Genomic DNA, 17,502 nt, shown 5'->3' on the forward strand with positions numbered 1-17,502 from the left:
AAAACACCTTTCCAGTCTAATCTATCTTTCTTTTATTTTTTCTTAGGTGAATGGATGGCCATTCCTAAAACATCCGCAAATGCTTCGTACATCACTTCAGAGTAGGTTGGGTGTCCGTGGATAGTCTTCAGCATTTCTTCAACAGTGATTTCCATTTCGATAATGCTTGACGCTTCGTTAATCAATTCTGCGGCTGCAGGACCAATGATGTGAACACCAAGGATTTCTCCGTATTTCTTATCAGCGATGACTTTTACGAAACCTTGAGCTGCATCTGATGCAATGGCACGACCGTTAGCAGCAAAGTTGAATTTACCGATAGCAACATCGTATTTCTCACGGGCTTGTTCTTCTGTCAAACCTACTGCTGCTACTTCAGGAAGAGTATAGATGGCTGCAGGAGTCAAGTTCAACTTGGCAACAGCATGATTCCCTTTAAGAGCATTTTCAGCGGCAACTTCCCCCATACGGAAGGCTGCGTGAGCCAACATCTTAGTACCGTTGATGTCACCTGGTGCGTAAATACCTGGAACAGAAGTTTCCATGTATTCGTTGACCTTGATACGACCACGATCCAATTCAAACTCAACCTCTCCAATACCTTCAAGGTCTGGCACACGACCGATTGAAAGGAGAGCTTTGCTTGCGATGATATCATCTTTTCCTTCAACCTTGATACGAAGTTGACCATTTTCTTCGATGATTTCTTGCAGTTTAGTACCAGTCAAGATGGTCATTCCTTTACGCTCAAGGATCAAGCGAAGGTTCTTAGACACTTCTGCATCCATAGCTGGCACGATACGGTCCATCATTTCGATAACAGTCACTTTTGAACCAAATGTCATGAAGGCCTGACCAAGTTCGATACCGACAACACCACCACCGATGATAACAAGGCTTTCTGGAACTTCGTTCATTTCAAGAATGTCGTCACTAGTCATCACAAGTGGAGATTCCATACCAGGAACGTTGATTTTGCTGACTTTTGAACCACCAGCAAGTATGATTTTCTTGGTTTCAAGCAATTCAGAACCATTTACCAAGACATTCTTGTCCTTAGTGATTGTACCAATACCTTTATGTACAGTAACTCCATAGCTACGAAGAAGACCTGCAACACCACCCACCAAGGTATTGACAACTTTAGATTTAGTTTCTAAAAGTTTGTCCATATCTACAGTGAAGTTTGGATTTTCAATCACGATACCACGGTTTGCTGCATGACCGATGTTTTCGATAATTTCAGCGTTATGAAGGTAGGTCTTGGTTGGAATACATCCACGATTCAAGCAGGTTCCACCAAGTTCAGATTTCTCAACAAGGGCAACCTTACCGCCGAGTTGGGCAGCTTTAATGGCTGCAACATAACCAGCAGGACCTCCACCAATCACAACGATATCAAAAGCATCATCGCTCTTACCATCATCGTTTGAGGTACTTGCTGTAGGTGCAGGGCTAGCTTCTGGGGCTGCTCCTCCAGCTGTTGGGATATTTTCCCCTTCTTCACCAAGGTAACCGATAACTTCCGTTACTGGGACAGTTTCACCATCTCCTTTGAGAATGGCAATCAAGTACCCATCTTCTTCGGCTTCTAATTCCATGCTGACTTTATCAGTCATGATTTCCAAAAGGATTTCTCCTTCTTTTACAAATTCTCCGACTTTTTTATTCCATTGGACGATTTGTCCTTCTGTCATATCCACGCCGGCTTTTGGCATAATTACTTCTAAGGCCATGTCTTCCTTCCTTTATCTATATCTTAAAATGAATACTCTTGCTCTTAAATCAACATTGAGATTGGATTTTCAATCAATTCTTTCAAGTCCTTCATAAACTTAGCACCAGCCATACCATCTACGACACGGTGGTCGATTGTTAAACCAAGACTCATGATTGGGCGAATCACAATTTCACCATTAACGACAACTGGCTTCTCGATTGTCGAACTGACACCAAGGATAGCTGAGTTGGGTTGGTTGATGATAGGACCAAAAGACTGAACACCAAACATTCCCAAATTACTGATAGTAAATGTTGAATTTTGAAGTTCACTTGGAGCCAATTTGCCATCCAAGGTACGGCCAATAACATCCTTGAAGGCTACAACCAACTCTGAAAGAGTCATCTTCTCAGCATTGTAAACAACAGGTGTCATCAATCCATTATCCATCCCAACTGCCATCGCAAGATTGACATAGTTGTGAGTGATAATGGTCTTGCCATCTTCTGTCAATGAAGCGTTGATATAAGGGTGCTTCATTAAGGTCTTAACAACTGCAAGTGAAAGAAGATCTGTTACAGTGGTCTTCTTCCCAGTTGCTTCCATGATTGGTTCAAGAACCTTCTTACGAAGAGCCAACATTTCAGTCATATCAACTTCATAGTTGAGAGTGAAGGTTGGCGCAGTCAAGTAAGATTCAACCATACGTTGGGCAATCACCTTACGCATTGGTGTCATTGGGATACGTTCAATTTCACCGTATGGTGTTACGTTATCAGGGACTTCTTCCACTTTTTCAATCTGAGCAGGAGACTTGATGGTGTCGTTTTCAATATTTTCAGGAAGCAAGGCCAAAACATCCTTCTTCATGATTTTACCACGATGACCCGTTCCTTGGATTTCCTGCCAAGCAATATTATGTTCGAGTGCAATTCGTTTTGCAAGTGGCGAAATGCGAACCACATTTGTGTCTTTATAAGTTTCCACGTCTTCTTTGTGGACACGACCGTTTGCACCTGAGCCAGAAACATCGTAGAGGTTGATCCCTAAATCATCCGCTAATTTTCTAGCTGCAGGAGTCGCTCTTAGCTTGTCATCAGCCATGACCTCTCCAATTCTATTATAAGATACTAAGGGCGTCAAAAGTCAAAGTGAAAATAGGAAACTTGACGAAGAAACTTTAGTTTCTAGGAAAGTTTATCTTTTTCACACAGACTTTAGCCCGAGTTCAATTAAATGATACAAAGGGCGTTAAAAGCGACTGAAAAATAGGAAATCGACGCAGACTTCGATGAAGCCAAGGAGATTTATCTTTTTTCCGAGCTTTTAGCCCGTGTTCGAATATAAGATATTAAGGACGCAGAGGGCAATGAAAAAATAGGAGATTAACGATGTGTTCGATGAACACAAGGAAATCTATCTTTTTTTCGCAGACCTCCGTCCGAATTCAATTAAATGATGTAAAGGGCGTTTAAAAGCGACTGAAAAATAGGAAATCAACGCAGACTTTGATGAAGTCAAGGAGATTTATTTTTTTTCCGAGTTTTTAGCCCGTGTTCAACTCTACAAGCAACTTGAATACAACACGTATCTCAAGTTGCTACGGTTGCCTCTATTCGCGGTCAACCTAGTAGACTTACTAAGTTTTTTGTCGAATAGTATCGATTCACCAAAAAACTGTCGCAACTTTACAATCAACTTAGATACAAAACATATCTCAAGTTATTAAAGTTAAAAACCCAAAAAATTACATAATTTAACTTATGTTTAATTTATTCCTTGTTATATGTCTTACGGATTGCATCTTTGATGCTTTCAACTGTTGGAATCATTGCATTCTCTAGGTTTTGCGCGTAAGGCATTGGCACATCTTCTCCTGCACAGCGGCGGATTGGTGCATCTAGATAGTCAAATGCTTCCGATTCTGAAATAATAGCTGAAATCTCTCCGATATAGCCACTTGTTTTATGGGCATCGTTGACCAGAACAACCTTACCAGTCTTCTTCACTGAGTTAATGATGATATCCTTATCAAGCGGAACAAGGGTACGTGGGTCAACAATTTCAACTGAAATGCCTTCTTCTGCTAATTCTTCAGCAGCTTGAACCACACGGCGAAGCATTTTTCCATAAGTAACAACTGTTACATCCGTACCTTCACGTTTGATTTCCCCAACTCCAAGTGGAATCGTGTAGTCTGGATCAACTGGTACTTCCCCTTTTTGGTTAAATTCTGACTTGTACTCAAGAATGATAACAGGGTTGTTATCACGGATAGAAGACTTAAGCAGTCCTTTCATGTCCGCAGGCGTACCTGGTGCTACAACCTTAAGTCCTGGGATATGAGTGAACCAAGACTCTAGAGATTGTGAATGCTGGGCTGCAGAACCAACTCCGTTACCAGCTGCACAACGAACAGTCATTGGAACCTGACCTTTCCCACCAAACATATAGCGTGTTTTAGCTGCTTGGTTTACGATATTGTCCATGGCAATGACCGAGAAGTCCATAAAGGTCATATCGACGATTGGACGAAGGCCTGTCATGGCTGCTCCTGCTGCTGCACCTGAGATGGCAGCTTCAGAAATCGGACAGTCACGAACGCGTTCTGGACCAAATTCTTCAAGCATTCCAACAGAAGTACCGAAGTCTCCTCCGAAGACACCGACATCTTCTCCCATCAAGAACACATTTTCATCGCGACGCATTTCCTCAGACATAGCAAGGATAATGGTGTCACGAAACGACATTGTTTTTGTTTCCATTTTATCTCTTTCTCCTTAGTCTGCGTAAATATCTTCAAAGGCTGATTCAAGCGGTGGGAATGGACTTTCTTCTGCAAATTTAACAGAAGCTTCTACTGCTTCCTTGACTTGCGCTTGGATTTCTTCCAATTCTTCGGCACTTGCAATGTTATTTTCAATGAGGTACTTGCGAAGGTTTTCGATCGGGTCTTTTTGTTTCCACAATTCCACTTCTTCACGCGTACGATATTTACCAGGGTCAGATGATGAGTGACCAAGCCAGCGATAAGTAACACTTTCAATCAAGACTGGACCATTACCACTGCGAACATGGTCTACAGCTTTCTTAAATCCTTCATAGACGTCGATGACATTGTTTCCATCTTCGATAAACATTCCAGGAATTCCATATGCAGCGCTACGTTGATGGATATGCTCCACATTAGTCATTTTCTTGATATCCGCAGAGATACCGTAACCGTTGTTAATGCAATAGAAAATGACTGGCAGGTTCCAGATAGAAGCCATGTTCACTGCTTCGTGGAAAACACCTTCATTGGTCGCACCATCTCCAAAGAAGCAGACAACGATTTTTCCAGTATGTTGCATTTGCTGACTGAGGGCTGCACCAACAGCGATTCCCATACCACCACCTACGATACCATTTGCACCAAGGTTACCAGCATCAAGATCGGCAATATGCATAGATCCACCTTTACCTTTACAGGTTCCAGTGTATTTGCCAAGGATTTCAGCCATCATTCCGTTGAGGTCAACCCCTTTGGCAATTGCTTGTCCGTGACCACGGTGGTTTGATGTGATTAGATCATCTGGATTGAGAGCCAACATAGCACCCACGTTAGCGGCTTCCTCTCCAACAGAAAAGTGCGTCATTCCTGGCACTTTCCCTTTCTTTACTAATTGCGCAATTTTTAAGTCCATACGACGGATTTCTTCCATCTTACGGAACATTTCGAGCAAAAGATTTTTATCTAAAGTTGACATCTTCTTGCCTTTCTAAGTTTCTTCTTACCTTACTATTTTACCGTTTTTGGCAAACACTGTCAAAGTTTTTCTAAAAGAAATTTCACAAAATAAAAAAGAAAACCCCATAGGAATAAGGGATTTCCTTATCAAGAATATTTTTTCACAAACTTTTTAGCGTTTAGATTTTACTAAAGATTCAAATCTCTTCATAATCACAGTTAAACGCCAACGGTAGAGAACCCCACTCACAACCAAACTAATAATCAAGCCGATCCAGTAAGAATAAGCTCCAAAATCTGTTAGGGAATCAAATAGCATAGCCACTGGGATTGTTACGCCCCAATAACCAACCAAACCAAGGTAAAAAGGAATAACGGTATCCTTATAGCCCCGTAAAATTCCCTGGAGCGGTGCCGCAAAGGTATCTGCTAACTGGAAGAAAAGACTATAAGTCAAAAAACGCGCTGTCAAATCGATAAATTCTGGGTCGTTACCATAAAGACTAGCTACACTTCCTCTAAAAATGTAAAGGAAGGATAAGGTGAAGGCCGCAAAAATGAGGGCTGTCCATCTTCCTAGACCAATATAGGTTTTCGCATCATCAAATCGCTTGGCTCCCACTTCATAGGAAACGACAATGGCCATAGCCGATGAGATACTCATAGGAAAGGCGTACATGAGAGTTGAAAAATTCATAGCTGACTGGTGACTAGAGATAATCAAGGATGAGAACTTAGCCATAATCAAGCCAACCACAGAAAAGATAGCCACTTCCGCGAAGACAGTCCCCCCTATAGGCAGACCTAAACGAACTCCTTCCTTGATTTTATCCATATTAAGCGGAATTCGTTTCTCAAGATGTAGGGCTTTGAGCTTCTCCTGTTTAAATAGAACCAGTACAGAAATTCCCAGTAAGACCCAGTAGGCCAAGGATGTTCCTAAACCAGCACCAGCACCTCCCAGTTCTGGAACACCAAAGGCCCCGTAAATCAAGAGATAGTTAAATCCGCTATTGAGAGGAAGTAACAAAAGCATGAGATACATAGACAGTTTGGTCAAGCCCAGCGAATCCAGCAAGGAACGAACGACACTAAAAAGCAACAGGGGGATAATTCCAATAGATAAAAACCAAAGATAGCGAACCGCTACTGCTGCCACTTGTGCCTCTAGTCCAATATGATTCAAGATTGGTGGTGCCAAGAAAAGTACCATCCCCAGCAAGACCACAGATAGACCCAAGGCCAAATAGATGAACTGGTAAAAATCAGACGCAACTTCTTCCTTTTTGCCTCGACCAAGATGGTGACCAATGATAGGCACCAGGGCTGACACAATACCTGTTAGAAAGGTAAAGAAAGGATTCCAGATACTGGTTGCCATAGACACACCAGCCAAGTCCATGGTATTGTATTGGCCAGTCATAGTCGTATCAACAAAGGATGCAGAATAATTGGCAAATTGATAAATCAAGATAGGGAAAAATATCTTTAAAAATAAGATAAACTTGTCTTTAAAATGATGGGTTTGGTACATATAGGCTCTCTATTCTTTTTGTTTACAGAGCAGACTCCCACCTAGTTTTGATAGACGATTTGTCCCTTACAGATGGTGTATTTAACCTGCCCTTTTAAGGTTTCACCGATGAATGGTGAATTAGCTGCTTTTGAAGCAAAATGGGAGTCCACAAGACGGTCAGCCTTAACATCAAAAATAGTGATGTCCGCTGGGCCATTCTCAGCCAAGTAACCTGCTTCAAAGTTGTAAAGCTTGGATGGGTTGTATGTCATTTTTTCGAGTAATTCCATCAAGCTTAACTCACCAGCTTCGACCAAATAAGTCAATCCAAGAGATAGAGATGTTTCTAAGCCAGTCATACCAGATGGCGCTTTGGTAATATCTTCGACATTTTTCTCATCTGCATGATGAGGCGCGTGGTCAGTCGCGATAACTGTGATGACACCTGACTTGAGACCTTCAATCACGGCACGACGGTCTGATTCCAAACGAAGCGGTGGATTCATCTTAGCATTGCTACCTTGTGTCAAAAGGAGCGCTTCGGTCTTAGAGAAATGCTGTGGCGCTACTTCTGCTGTGACTTGCGCTCCCAATCTTTGAGCAAACTCCACTACTTTAACACTTTCTTCCTTAGACAAATGCTGAATATGGACATGAGCCTTAGTTGCATAGGCAATCATGACATCACGCGCCATCATAGCATACTCAGCCACCCCAGTTGCACCACAGATATGGAAATGTTCTTTAGCAATGTTTTCATTAAAGCCCAGAACACCGTTCAATCCTGGATCTTCCTCATGGAGACTAATAAAGGTATTAAGCTTTTTGGCTTCTTCCATGGCTTCCTTGACAACTTTACTACTTTCAAGTGGAATACCGTCATCAGAGAAACCAACCGCACCTGATTCTAAGAGTGCCTTAAAGTCAGTCAAATCTTGCCCATTAAAATTTTTAGTAATGGTCGCTACCGTCTTGACATTGATCTTCTCTTTGGCAGCTGACTGGAGAACTTCTTGCAAAGTCTCAACATCTGAGATGGTTGGACTAGTATTAGCCATCATGACGACAGTTGTAAAACCACCTGCAGCGGCTGCTAGGGCACCCGTATGAATATCTTCTTTGTGGGTCTGACCAGGTTCACGGAAATGAACATGGATGTCAACCAAGCCAGGAGCAACTACTAGACCAGTAGCATCAATTATCTCTGCTCCTTCTTCCTTAATCTCAGGCGCAATTTTGACAATTTTCCCATCTTGGACTAAAATATCACACACTTGATCCAAACCAGACTTGGGATCCATTACACGACCATTTTTGATTAGTAGCATCTGCTTTCTCCTTTATTCATAGAAATCAACTTGGGTATCCAACAATTTATCCCCACCATAAACAAACTTAGCTGAAAAGAAGGGTTTATCTTCTAAAAGCCACCCAACAAAGGTATGGTCACCTTCCCAAGTCGGCTTGCTCAAAACCTCGTTATAGGGAACCCATTCCAGCGTTCCCTCGTTGCAGTCAATCAAGTCCCCTTCAAACTCTGTCACCTTAAAAACATAGGTGTACCAGTCTAGATCTGGCGTGAATTCAGGAAAAGTGATGACACCTTTTAGAACTGGCTTGGCTTTGAGCCCTGTTTCTTCAAGGATTTCACGCACCGCGCACTCCTGAGGCGTCTCTCCTCGCTCTAGCTTACCACCCACACCAATCCATTTCCCTTCATGGACATCATTGGGTTTCTTATTACGATGGAGCATGAGCAGTTCCTTCCCGTTATCAATGTAGCAAATTGTCGCTAACTGAGGCATATTTTCTCCTTATCTAAGCCAATCGATTGGCTCTTGTCCTTTCTCTTTTAAGAATGCATTGGCCTTGGAAAAAGGCTTGGAACCCCAAAATCCTCTGTAAACTGACAACGGACTGGGATGGGCTGATTCGATAATCAAGTGATGAGGATTGGTAACTAAGGCCTTCTTCTTACGTGCATAAGCTCCCCAGAGTACAAAAACGACTGGTCTATCTAGATGATTGACTACCTGTATCACAGCATCCGTAAAAGGCTCCCATATCTGACCAGCATGACCATTGGCCTGTCCAGCAGGAACTGTCAAACAAGCATTAAGAAGCAAGACTCCTTGCTCAGCCCAAGCTGTCAAATCATGAGATTTCTTAACCCCGATATCATCTGACAATTCTTTCAAGATATTTTGCAAGGATGGCGGAGCTGGAATAGAGTCAGGTACAGAAAAACTCAAGCCCTGCGCTTGACCTGGCCCGTGATAGGGATCCTGTCCCAGAATCACCACCTTAACGTCTTCAAGCGGTGTTGTCAAGAGAGCCTGAAAAACCTTTTCCTTTGGCGGATAAATAGTCCCTTGAGAATAAACCTGCTCCATAAACTGATTGATTTTCCCGAAATAACCTTCAGGTAATTGCTCCTTTATCAAATCATGCCAAGACGAGTGTTCCATAGCCGACTCCTTCTTTTTTACTGCCTCTATTATAGCAAAAAGTGGCTATCTAAACCACTTTTTACAGTTTATCTAAGCAATCCAGCAAGTCTTGGTAAGAATGGACTTCGTAGGTTGGCTGGGCTTGTGTGTGATTTTCTAGGTGATGAGAGTTGTACCAGATAGTGGCAATCCCAGCATTATTACCACCTTGAATGTCGGCGGTTAGGGAATCTCCAATCACCAGCGTCTTTTCTTTGCTAAAACCTGCAATCTGCTGACCAATCTTTTCATAAAAGAGAGCATCAGGCTTTTGAGTTTGCAATTGCTCTGAGATAAAGACTTGATTGAAATAAGGTGCTAAACCAGATTGAGCCAAACGCCCTGTCTGAATAGCAGTAATCCCATTTGTCGCAGCATACAAGTCATAATCACGATCGATGAGACTGTCCAAAAGTTCATGAGCGCCGGAAATCGTTTGTCCCTGTTGGGCTAGGTAAAATTGGTAACGCTGGGCTAGAAAACTACCGTCTTTTTCCTGTCCAAAATGAGCAAATAAACGAGAAAAGCGCGTGTTAACCAGCTCTTGTTTACTAATTTTCTTTTGCTCTAAGTCCTTCCAGAGAGCCTTGTTCATAGGAACGTAATAATCTTTATAAGCCTGAATATCTGTAACCCCTTCTTCTTTTAGGAGTTGCGTCAAAGCCACATCCTCAGCAGCATCAAAATCAAGAAGAGTGTGGTCGAGGTCGAAGAGTAGAAATTTGTAGGACAATTTGGTGTTTTCCTTTCTAAGATAAACAACTGTCACTTCAGCCAGCTGTTTAATGTAAAAACTTAAAAGTGGTATAGTATCACAAAGAATAATCGTTCCAATTGATTAACTAACCCATACTATTCTAGTGAATTATAGAAAAATCTTCTATAAATTCGAGCAATAGTTAAAATACAAACAAATATAATTCCCAAAATAGATAACACTATTTTCACAAAATTCATTTCAGAGCCTATTACATAGATATGAAAAAGAGGGGCTAGTCCTACACATATAGACAATAGATAACTGCTAAATCTTATCTCACCAATTCCTGCAAAAAAATGTTTCATTTTAAATATTTTCCTTTGAAGCCACTAATGTTTAAAAATAATGACTGCTTAAAATTAAACAGCTCTAAAATCTAAATATTTGTCAGAGATAAGCTATACTAAGATTATTTTTTAAGCACAACCTTCTTGCTCTTATGTTTTAATTATATTATAACACTATAAAATTTTCAATTTAATTGATATTTACCATTTAATCATATTCTATGAGTTTTATTTTACAGATTAATATTATTTAACCTTCTTTTTTAGTCACTTTTTAATTCTCAAATTCCCTTTGTTTATACAACCATAATATTATTGAAAAACAACTTGAGATTAAAGATTTTCATCCTCTTTTTATTGTGGTAGCATTACACACTCAACTCAACCAATTTATAAAATTCACCTTTCCTATCCATCAAGTTATCAAAAGAACCATCTTCAACAATAACTCCATTTTTCATAAAAAGAATTCTATTGTATTTTTTCAACATGCTCTTATTTAACTTATGCGTAACAACAAGAACCGTCAAATCTTGAATTTCTAAAATTGAATTTTCAATTTCAGTAGTAACTTTATTATCTAAAGACGAGGTAGCCTCATCTAATAATAAGATTGGTGTTTTTCGAATTAAAGCACGCGCAATACTAAGTCTCTGTCTCTCTCCCCCAGATAGATTTGATCCATTCTCGCCACATGAAGTTTGTAGACCTAATTCATTTTCTAAAATATAACTTTCTAAGCCAGACTGCTGTACAGCTTTTTTTATATCATCTTCAGTAAAGGATTGACTAAGGGTAATATTTGCTTTTAAAGTATCATCAAAGATATAAACATCTTGCTGAACAATACTCATTAAATTATAAAGGCTCTCTGCTGAAATAGCTTGCAAATCTTGATTATCAATTGAGATATACCCACTTGTTACATCATAGAAACGCAGTAATAGATTGAGTAAAGTTGATTTTCCACTACCTGACATACCTACTATTGCAATTTTTCCCCCTTTTTGATCTGTAAAGATAAATTATTAAAAATCTTTTCCTCAGCATTAGGGTAGGAAAAATCTACATTTGAAAAAGAAATGACATCATCAAAATATTCTTTCGTTTTACCAGTTTGAAGTTCGATTACATCTTTTACCTCAAATGAATTCAGTGTAGCCTGACCTTCGCGGAATTTACTCATTCCCATACCAATTTCATTTAGTGGCATTACTACAAAATTGACTAGTTGAACAATAGCTGTAACACTCCCAATTGTGGTATACCCACCGAAGACCAGATACATTCCTCCACCAAAGGCTACTAAAAAAACAATCATCCCTGAAAGTTGAGAAATAACATTAGATAAAACATCAAATTTTCCTTTGATGAAATATATCTCATCCAATTTTTCGCTTTCGTTTTTGTAATCTTGACGGATAGCCTCTTTCACATTAAAACTCTTTATAACTAGAAACCCTGCTAAAATATCTTTAACCTTAGCTAAATATTTCTGATCGGATATTATAGAAATATTTTGTAGAGAGGCTGATTTTTGTCCAATAAATCCTGAAATCATCATAGGAATAATGCTAGCAATGATAACTAATAAGGTCAAAAACCAATTACCTATAAACATGGCTACTAGTGAGAAAATCATTAAGGAAATATTTTTTGAAATATTAAAATACTGGTGCAAATAATCCTGCTCAATTTTCTTCATGTTCTCAGTTAATATTGAAATAAATTTCCCTGATTTTTCCTTAGAAAATTCTCTATAATCGCTATCTAAAATAGATTTAAACACCTTATTTTTGTATCTTGACATAATCTGCCTAACAAGTTTATTTCTTAATCGAAGGGATATAAAATTAAGACTGGCATAGATAAATATTACGATAGCACCTATTAGTATCGCTTGGGTTAGAGCTTCCCTATTTTGGGACATTCCACTATCAATTATAATTTTAATAGAATAAGCAAAAGCAATATTAGTTAAAGGAACTAGTATATTAAAAATCATGAAAGTATAAAAAGACTTCTTATGGTACTTTGTCAATTGTTTCATTCCTAATCTACCTCATAATTCTTAAATTTCATTTAGAAAATGTGACATAAAATATTCTTCTAAGTCAATATTCTCTCTCCTAATCTCTTTCATAGAGACTTGTTCTAGCATTTCTCCATTTTTGATAAAACCAATTTTATCTGCTATCTGTGAAATTTCCGATAATATATGACTCGATATTAGTATTGTAATTCCATGTTCCTTTGAAAGCGACAACAAAAGATTTCGAATTTCTTGAATTCCTATTGGATCTAAACCATTGATTGGCTCATCTAAAATTAACAATTTAGGTTTTGTTAGAAACGCACGAGCTAAACCAAGCCTTTGCCTCATTCCTAACGAAAAATCTTTTACTTTTTTAGTCGTATTTTTTAATCCGACCATCCTTAAGGCTCTTATTATATCTGATTCGGTAATATTTTTCCTCATATATTGCGCGTGAATTTCCAAAATTTCTTTTGCTGTGAGGTTTTCATAAAAAATTGGTGTTTCAATAACACTTCCAACTTGACTTAGAATCTCCTCTCTGTGATCTTGTAAATTTTTTCCAAAGATTTCAATACTACCAGATGTAACAGTTGATAAGGATAACATGCATTTCATTAAAGTTGTTTTCCCTGCGCCATTTGGTCCTAAAAATCCATAGATTTCTCCTTCAGCAATTTGAAGGTTGATACCACTTAAAATTTCTTCTTTATCAATTGTTTTAAAAACTTCTTTTACTTCAACAATATTTTTCATTTCTATCTCTCTTTCTATATCTAGCTTTAAATGCAAGAATTTTTCTTCAGGAGCATAAATACTAACTTATACAGTCTCTTCGTTTAAATAAATCATCACAAAATTAGCACTTTCCTTCCATTAAATTTAGCTATACTACTTGATACTAATATCTTGTCTTGAAATATTAAAAATTGAAAATGAAGTAATCATTAAACTTATGAAACTTGCAAATATCAAAAAGAATAAGTTATCAGCAATATTATTAGATAAACCTCCTGGACTTACATTCGAAAGTAACGCTGCTAAACCAAGTCCTGAAAGCATTGTTATAGCTATTGAATGCCTAATCATGCCTAAAACAAAAGGTAGTATTCCGATTAATACCGTTCCAAACGTAATTCCAGCTAAGTTAATCATTTGATTAGCTACTGGGATATAATTTGATTCAGTTAAAACTGCTACTAATTTAATTAATAATTGAATAACTAAATGTGCAGTAAAATGAGCAATAAATGATATCAGAATTACTGTAAGCACTTTTCCCCATAGTAACTTTATTTTAGAAACAGGGTAGGAAAACAGCTGAAAAATTGTTCTTCGTTTAAATTCATCAATAATAATCGTAGACAATAAATAAGATTCAAAAATCAAAAATGCTGCTTTAGTAAATAAAGATGCAAACAATGATGTTGCAATTGCCCAACTTCCCCATTTATCAGTAATTTTAATATTATTGGCACTCTGTCCAACAAAATCTCCCAGTTTATTATCAGTACCTAACCCCATGATTATGATTCCTGTAATACCTAATATTATCAATATAGTCCCCAACCAAGCAAAAAATAATTTTGATTTTGAAGCTTTATTTAATTCAATTTTAATAAGCGACAACATAGATTTTTCCTCCAAAAAATTTTGTTAATATTAATTACACTATTCAAAAAGCACCTCACATACTTCTGGTATGTTAAAAATCAAAAAATAAACATACTAAAGGTATGTATGATTGAATTTTTAATACCATATCTAGAGTATGGTATTTTTTAAAATATCAATACTTAAAATTTATTTGACACCTTTTAAGTGATCAAATAATTGGAAAATTACTTCCATCATTTCATCAGTAATCAACTGCACCCCCAAACCTTCAAAAGTCAGTTTAATGAAATTCATTTTTCGTTTTAATTCTTCTACTGAAAAAACAGAAATTTGGAATCCAATCCAAACATCTAGCGTCAAAACGATTAAATCTGCTAGTTCTTCCGGATATTCTGTTTTTATTGATTCATCTTTAACACCTTCATAAACTCTCTTCCTAATTTCTGGTAAAAAATCAGAAAATAAACTTAAATACTGCTCTCCTAATAAACGTGGACTTCTTAGCATAATTGAGACTGAGTATACTAATCTTTGTTGTTCTAAATTAGAGAACGCATCCATCAAAGAATTTTGTATTTTTTCTAATGCAGTATCTCCTCTCCAATTGTAATTTAAAATTTCTTGATTATTTTCGCTAATGATTGATTGCAATATTTCATCTTTAGACTCGAAATGATGATAAATAACACCTTTCGTCAATCCACCTAACCCATCGATTATATCTTGTATTGAGGTATTATCAAATCCTTTTTCTAAAAATAAATCTTTCGAAACTTCTAATATTTTTTTTCTAGTTTCATGTGAGTTTCTATTCCTTGCCATTATAACTCCTTTCCAACATACTAATGGTATGTAATCTCATTATAATGCAAGAAACTAATAATGTCAAGATTATTTTTATCCCCTCTAATTTTCAAAATTCATTGGCAAACTACTATTCTAGAAGATTGACAGCTCAAAATCTTTCAGAATAGAACAATCCTAACTATCGAATACCCTAGCTTCATAAATATCTATGCAATTCTAAACCTAGAATCCCTATAAAATAGATGGTTTTGCACTATTCTAAGTCATTGATTGCCTTAAATTTTAATTTTTAAAGAATTCTAAAGCTAGAATAGTTCCATCACAATCAGTTTTGAATGATTCACAATTTAGAAACTCTATAGCTTTACTACTGTTAAAATAAAAAGGAACTGCACAAAGCAATCCCTTTCTGATTTTGAAATTATTTACTTAAAATTTGATAGTTGAGATAATCAATAGGCCATCTATAAAAAGAGTTATAGTAAAATTCCTTATTTATTGATTTCAAGCTCCGACAACTGTGTTTGAATAACTGACAGTTCTGCACCAGCCTGAAGAAGAGCAGCTGCAGTATAGGCACCTTCTACAATCGGAACACTATTGATGATGATACTTTTATCACTGAAATCAGCCACCATTTCTAAGTTCATTTTAGCAGAACCTAGGTCAAAAAAAGCTAATAAAGTATCTGCTGGATTTTCGGAAACAACCCTATCTACTTGATCAAAACTTGTTCCAATTCCTCCATCTTCGGTTCCTCCTACATAAGTAATTGGAACATCTTTAGCTACTTCACTAATCAGTTCAACAACACCTTCTGCAATGTGTTTGGAATGTGAAACGATAACAAGACCAATACTTCCCATTAAACCACCCCAGTTTCTAAAAGAGCAGTAAAGAGTAATCCTGATGAGAATGATCCAGGATCAATATGTCCAAGAGAACGTTCTCCTACATAAGATGCCCTTCCTTTAGTTGCAAGTAAATCTTTGGTAGCATTCACTACCTTATCAATAACCTCTTGAGTCAATTGGCCAGCAGACAAAGCAGCAATAACAGGAGTCCAAACATCAACCATTGTCTTTTCTCCAACTTCTGCTTTCCCACGTTTGACAATCATATCCAAACCGCTTTGTAAGATTTCCTCTATTTTCGAATTAGAATCAGCCTTGGCCATGCCCATAAAAGCAGAGCCATACAAGGGACCAGAAGCACCGCCTACCTTACTCAGTAGTTGCATTGAGACAAGTTTAAAAACATCACTGCTGGTCTCAAATTGCTTTCCTTCTAAGTTTTCCATAACTGCAGCCATGCCACGCGCCATATTTCCACCGTGGTCTCCATCTCCTATTGGAGTGTCTAACTCACTAAGGTAATCTTTCTGTTCTTGAATCTTTTCATTAAAAAGCTTCATCCATTCAAGAGCTTGTTCAGCATTCATGAAACATTTCCTCCTTGAGTCTTACCAAGCTGGGGTAGTAACAGGTGCATTTAGAGCATCCAACCACTCATCATCTGCCAATCGAATCAATGTTAATGACAAGCCAGCCATATCAATTGATGTCATATAGTTTCCAATTTTCTTAAATGCCAACTCAACACCTTTTTCATGGAGTAATTTAGCTACATCATTTGCAAATACGTATTGCTCCATAAGAGGAGTGCTTCCTAAACCATTAATGAGAAGGCCATAGCGTTCTCCAGCTTTAAGTTGGAAACCTTCAGATAATTTTTCAACCAATTCTGAGGCCAATTGTGCTGAAGGTTGCATTTTCTCTTTTTTATATCCTGGCTCACCGTGAATACCAACTCCATATTCAAATTCATCATCTTCTAGAACAAAACCTGGTTTCCCAACTTCTGGAACAGTAGCGCCAGATAGAGCTAAGCCAATTGTTTTAATTTCTAAGACAAGTTTGTCGGCCAAGTCCTTCATTTCAGCTAATGATTTACCAGAACGAGCCGCATCACCCAAAATTTTATGGACTAATATAGTACCTGCAACACCTCGACGGCCTTGGGTATAGAGACTATTTTCAACAGCGATATCATCATCAACCACAACACTTGCTACATCAATACCTTCCATTTCAGCAAGTTCTTGTGCAATTTCAAAGTTCATGATGTCCCCAGAATAGTTCTTGATGACCATGAAAACTCCAGCACCTTCATCAGCCGCCTTAATAGCTTCTAAAATTTGGTCCGGAGTAGGTGAAGTGAAGACTGCTCCACAAATAGCAGCAGACAACATTCCATCTCCTACAAATCCAGCATGACTTGGTTCATGTCCTGAACCTCCACCTGAAATAAGTCCAACTTTTCCTGTCTTTTCTGCCTTTCTAACAATGACATCAAATCCATCTAAGCGTTCTACCAAGTCATCATGCATGAATGACAATCCCTGCAACATTTCATCAACAACTTGTGTCGGTTCATTTATAATTTTTTTCATGAGAAACTCCTTTCGGCATCTACCTTTGTTTTCGCTTTCATTATATATTTTTTATCGCTGGATGATAAGGGACAGATTCTATTATTTGT

Annotated in this window: 16 protein-coding genes and 1 pseudogene; all 17 read right to left on the bottom strand. The window is 37.9% G+C overall.

Translation table 11 applies throughout. The features are described from left to right. Window positions 1-32: 32 nt before the first annotated feature. Window positions 33-1,736 carry a dihydrolipoyl dehydrogenase gene (gene lpdA / locus K1I71_RS01740; protein WP_263284763.1) on the bottom strand — a complete coding sequence of 568 codons (1,704 nt, stop codon included), beginning with the start codon at window positions 1,734-1,736 and terminating at the stop codon, window positions 33-35. Between the two features lie 44 nt (window positions 1,737-1,780). Then, window positions 1,781-2,824, bottom strand: coding sequence for a dihydrolipoamide acetyltransferase (locus tag K1I71_RS01745; RefSeq protein WP_000752717.1), 1,044 nt, complete (start codon window positions 2,822-2,824; stop codon window positions 1,781-1,783). A 668-nt stretch (window positions 2,825-3,492) separates the two neighbouring features. Continuing rightward, complete coding sequence (locus tag K1I71_RS01750) at window positions 3,493-4,485, bottom strand: alpha-ketoacid dehydrogenase subunit beta (protein ID WP_000448714.1); 993 nt, start codon at window positions 4,483-4,485, stop codon at window positions 3,493-3,495. 15 nt (window positions 4,486-4,500) lie between these two features. Next, complete coding sequence (locus tag K1I71_RS01755; protein WP_223330045.1) at window positions 4,501-5,469, bottom strand: thiamine pyrophosphate-dependent dehydrogenase E1 component subunit alpha; 969 nt, start codon at window positions 5,467-5,469, stop codon at window positions 4,501-4,503. A gap of 153 nt (window positions 5,470-5,622) precedes the next feature. Further along, entirely contained in the window at window positions 5,623-6,984 is a 1,362-nt protein-coding gene (pdrM, locus tag K1I71_RS01760; RefSeq protein ID WP_223330046.1) for a sodium-coupled multidrug efflux MATE transporter PdrM, read from the bottom strand. 41 nt (window positions 6,985-7,025) lie between these two features. After that, the gene (locus K1I71_RS01765; RefSeq protein ID WP_223330047.1) at window positions 7,026-8,294 is read right to left on the bottom strand and encodes a dihydroorotase; all 1,269 of its coding nucleotides are present in this window, start codon (window positions 8,292-8,294) and stop codon (window positions 7,026-7,028) included. Between the two features lie 12 nt (window positions 8,295-8,306). After that, complete coding sequence (locus K1I71_RS01770) at window positions 8,307-8,771, bottom strand: NUDIX hydrolase (protein WP_223330048.1); 465 nt, start codon at window positions 8,769-8,771, stop codon at window positions 8,307-8,309. A gap of 9 nt (window positions 8,772-8,780) precedes the next feature. Then, the gene (locus K1I71_RS01775; protein ID WP_223330049.1) at window positions 8,781-9,434 is read right to left on the bottom strand and encodes a uracil-DNA glycosylase; all 654 of its coding nucleotides are present in this window, start codon (window positions 9,432-9,434) and stop codon (window positions 8,781-8,783) included. 61 nt (window positions 9,435-9,495) lie between these two features. After that, entirely contained in the window at window positions 9,496-10,188 is a 693-nt protein-coding gene (pynA, locus tag K1I71_RS01780) for a pyrimidine 5'-nucleotidase PynA (RefSeq protein WP_223330050.1), read from the bottom strand. A gap of 119 nt (window positions 10,189-10,307) precedes the next feature. Next, a complete protein-coding gene (locus K1I71_RS01785; protein ID WP_223330051.1) occupies window positions 10,308-10,520 on the bottom strand; it encodes a hypothetical protein in 213 nt (70 codons plus the stop codon). A gap of 350 nt (window positions 10,521-10,870) precedes the next feature. Next, window positions 10,871-12,552, bottom strand: a pseudogene (locus K1I71_RS01790) (ABC transporter ATP-binding protein). Window positions 12,553-12,573: 21 nt separating this feature from the next. After that, complete coding sequence (locus K1I71_RS01795; protein ID WP_223330052.1) at window positions 12,574-13,293, bottom strand: ABC transporter ATP-binding protein; 720 nt, start codon at window positions 13,291-13,293, stop codon at window positions 12,574-12,576. Window positions 13,294-13,428: 135 nt separating this feature from the next. Next, window positions 13,429-14,169, bottom strand: a complete 741-nt coding sequence (locus K1I71_RS01800; protein WP_223330053.1) for an ABC transporter permease — start codon at window positions 14,167-14,169, stop codon at window positions 13,429-13,431. A 171-nt stretch (window positions 14,170-14,340) separates the two neighbouring features. Beyond that, on the bottom strand, window positions 14,341-14,976 hold the full coding sequence (locus tag K1I71_RS01805) for a TetR/AcrR family transcriptional regulator (protein WP_223330054.1): 636 nt from the start codon (window positions 14,974-14,976) through the stop codon (window positions 14,341-14,343). Window positions 14,977-15,452: 476 nt separating this feature from the next. After that, the gene (dhaM, locus tag K1I71_RS01810; RefSeq protein WP_223330055.1) at window positions 15,453-15,827 is read right to left on the bottom strand and encodes a dihydroxyacetone kinase phosphoryl donor subunit DhaM; all 375 of its coding nucleotides are present in this window, start codon (window positions 15,825-15,827) and stop codon (window positions 15,453-15,455) included. Continuing rightward, window positions 15,827-16,402 (bottom strand): dihydroxyacetone kinase subunit DhaL, encoded by a 576-nt coding sequence (gene dhaL / locus K1I71_RS01815; RefSeq protein WP_000990807.1) that lies wholly within the window; start codon window positions 16,400-16,402, stop codon window positions 15,827-15,829. Before dhaL ends, dhaM begins: the two co-directional genes overlap by 1 nt. 21 nt (window positions 16,403-16,423) lie before the next feature. Further along, complete coding sequence (gene dhaK, locus K1I71_RS01820) at window positions 16,424-17,413, bottom strand: dihydroxyacetone kinase subunit DhaK (RefSeq protein WP_033685018.1); 990 nt, start codon at window positions 17,411-17,413, stop codon at window positions 16,424-16,426. Window positions 17,414-17,502: the final 89 nt, after the last annotated feature.

Source organism: Streptococcus mitis (assembly GCF_019929545.1).
In the GTDB taxonomy this organism is placed as follows: domain Bacteria; phylum Bacillota; class Bacilli; order Lactobacillales; family Streptococcaceae; genus Streptococcus; species Streptococcus mitis_BU.

Coding starts and splice junctions, on each gene's coding strand:
- K1I71_RS01795 (WP_223330052.1), bottom strand. CDS start 13,293: ATGAAAAATATTGTTGAAGTAAAAGAAGTTTTTAAAACAATTGATAAA.
- dhaK (WP_033685018.1), bottom strand. CDS start 17,413: ATGAAAAAAATTATAAATGAACCGACACAAGTTGTTGATGAAATGTTG.
- K1I71_RS01805 (WP_223330054.1), bottom strand. CDS start 14,976: ATGGCAAGGAATAGAAACTCACATGAAACTAGAAAAAAAATATTAGAA.
- K1I71_RS01800 (WP_223330053.1), bottom strand. CDS start 14,169: ATGTTGTCGCTTATTAAAATTGAATTAAATAAAGCTTCAAAATCAAAA.
- K1I71_RS01770 (WP_223330048.1), bottom strand. CDS start 8,771: ATGCCTCAGTTAGCGACAATTTGCTACATTGATAACGGGAAGGAACTG.
- dhaL (WP_000990807.1), bottom strand. CDS start 16,402: ATGAATGCTGAACAAGCTCTTGAATGGATGAAGCTTTTTAATGAAAAG.
- K1I71_RS01785 (WP_223330051.1), bottom strand. CDS start 10,520: ATGAAACATTTTTTTGCAGGAATTGGTGAGATAAGATTTAGCAGTTAT.
- K1I71_RS01755 (WP_223330045.1), bottom strand. CDS start 5,469: ATGTCAACTTTAGATAAAAATCTTTTGCTCGAAATGTTCCGTAAGATG.
- K1I71_RS01745 (WP_000752717.1), bottom strand. CDS start 2,824: ATGGCTGATGACAAGCTAAGAGCGACTCCTGCAGCTAGAAAATTAGCG.
- K1I71_RS01775 (WP_223330049.1), bottom strand. CDS start 9,434: ATGGAACACTCGTCTTGGCATGATTTGATAAAGGAGCAATTACCTGAA.
- dhaM (WP_223330055.1), bottom strand. CDS start 15,827: ATGGGAAGTATTGGTCTTGTTATCGTTTCACATTCCAAACACATTGCA.
- K1I71_RS01765 (WP_223330047.1), bottom strand. CDS start 8,294: ATGCTACTAATCAAAAATGGTCGTGTAATGGATCCCAAGTCTGGTTTG.
- pdrM (WP_223330046.1), bottom strand. CDS start 6,984: ATGTACCAAACCCATCATTTTAAAGACAAGTTTATCTTATTTTTAAAG.
- lpdA (WP_263284763.1), bottom strand. CDS start 1,736: ATGGCCTTAGAAGTAATTATGCCAAAAGCCGGCGTGGATATGACAGAA.
- K1I71_RS01750 (WP_000448714.1), bottom strand. CDS start 4,485: ATGGAAACAAAAACAATGTCGTTTCGTGACACCATTATCCTTGCTATG.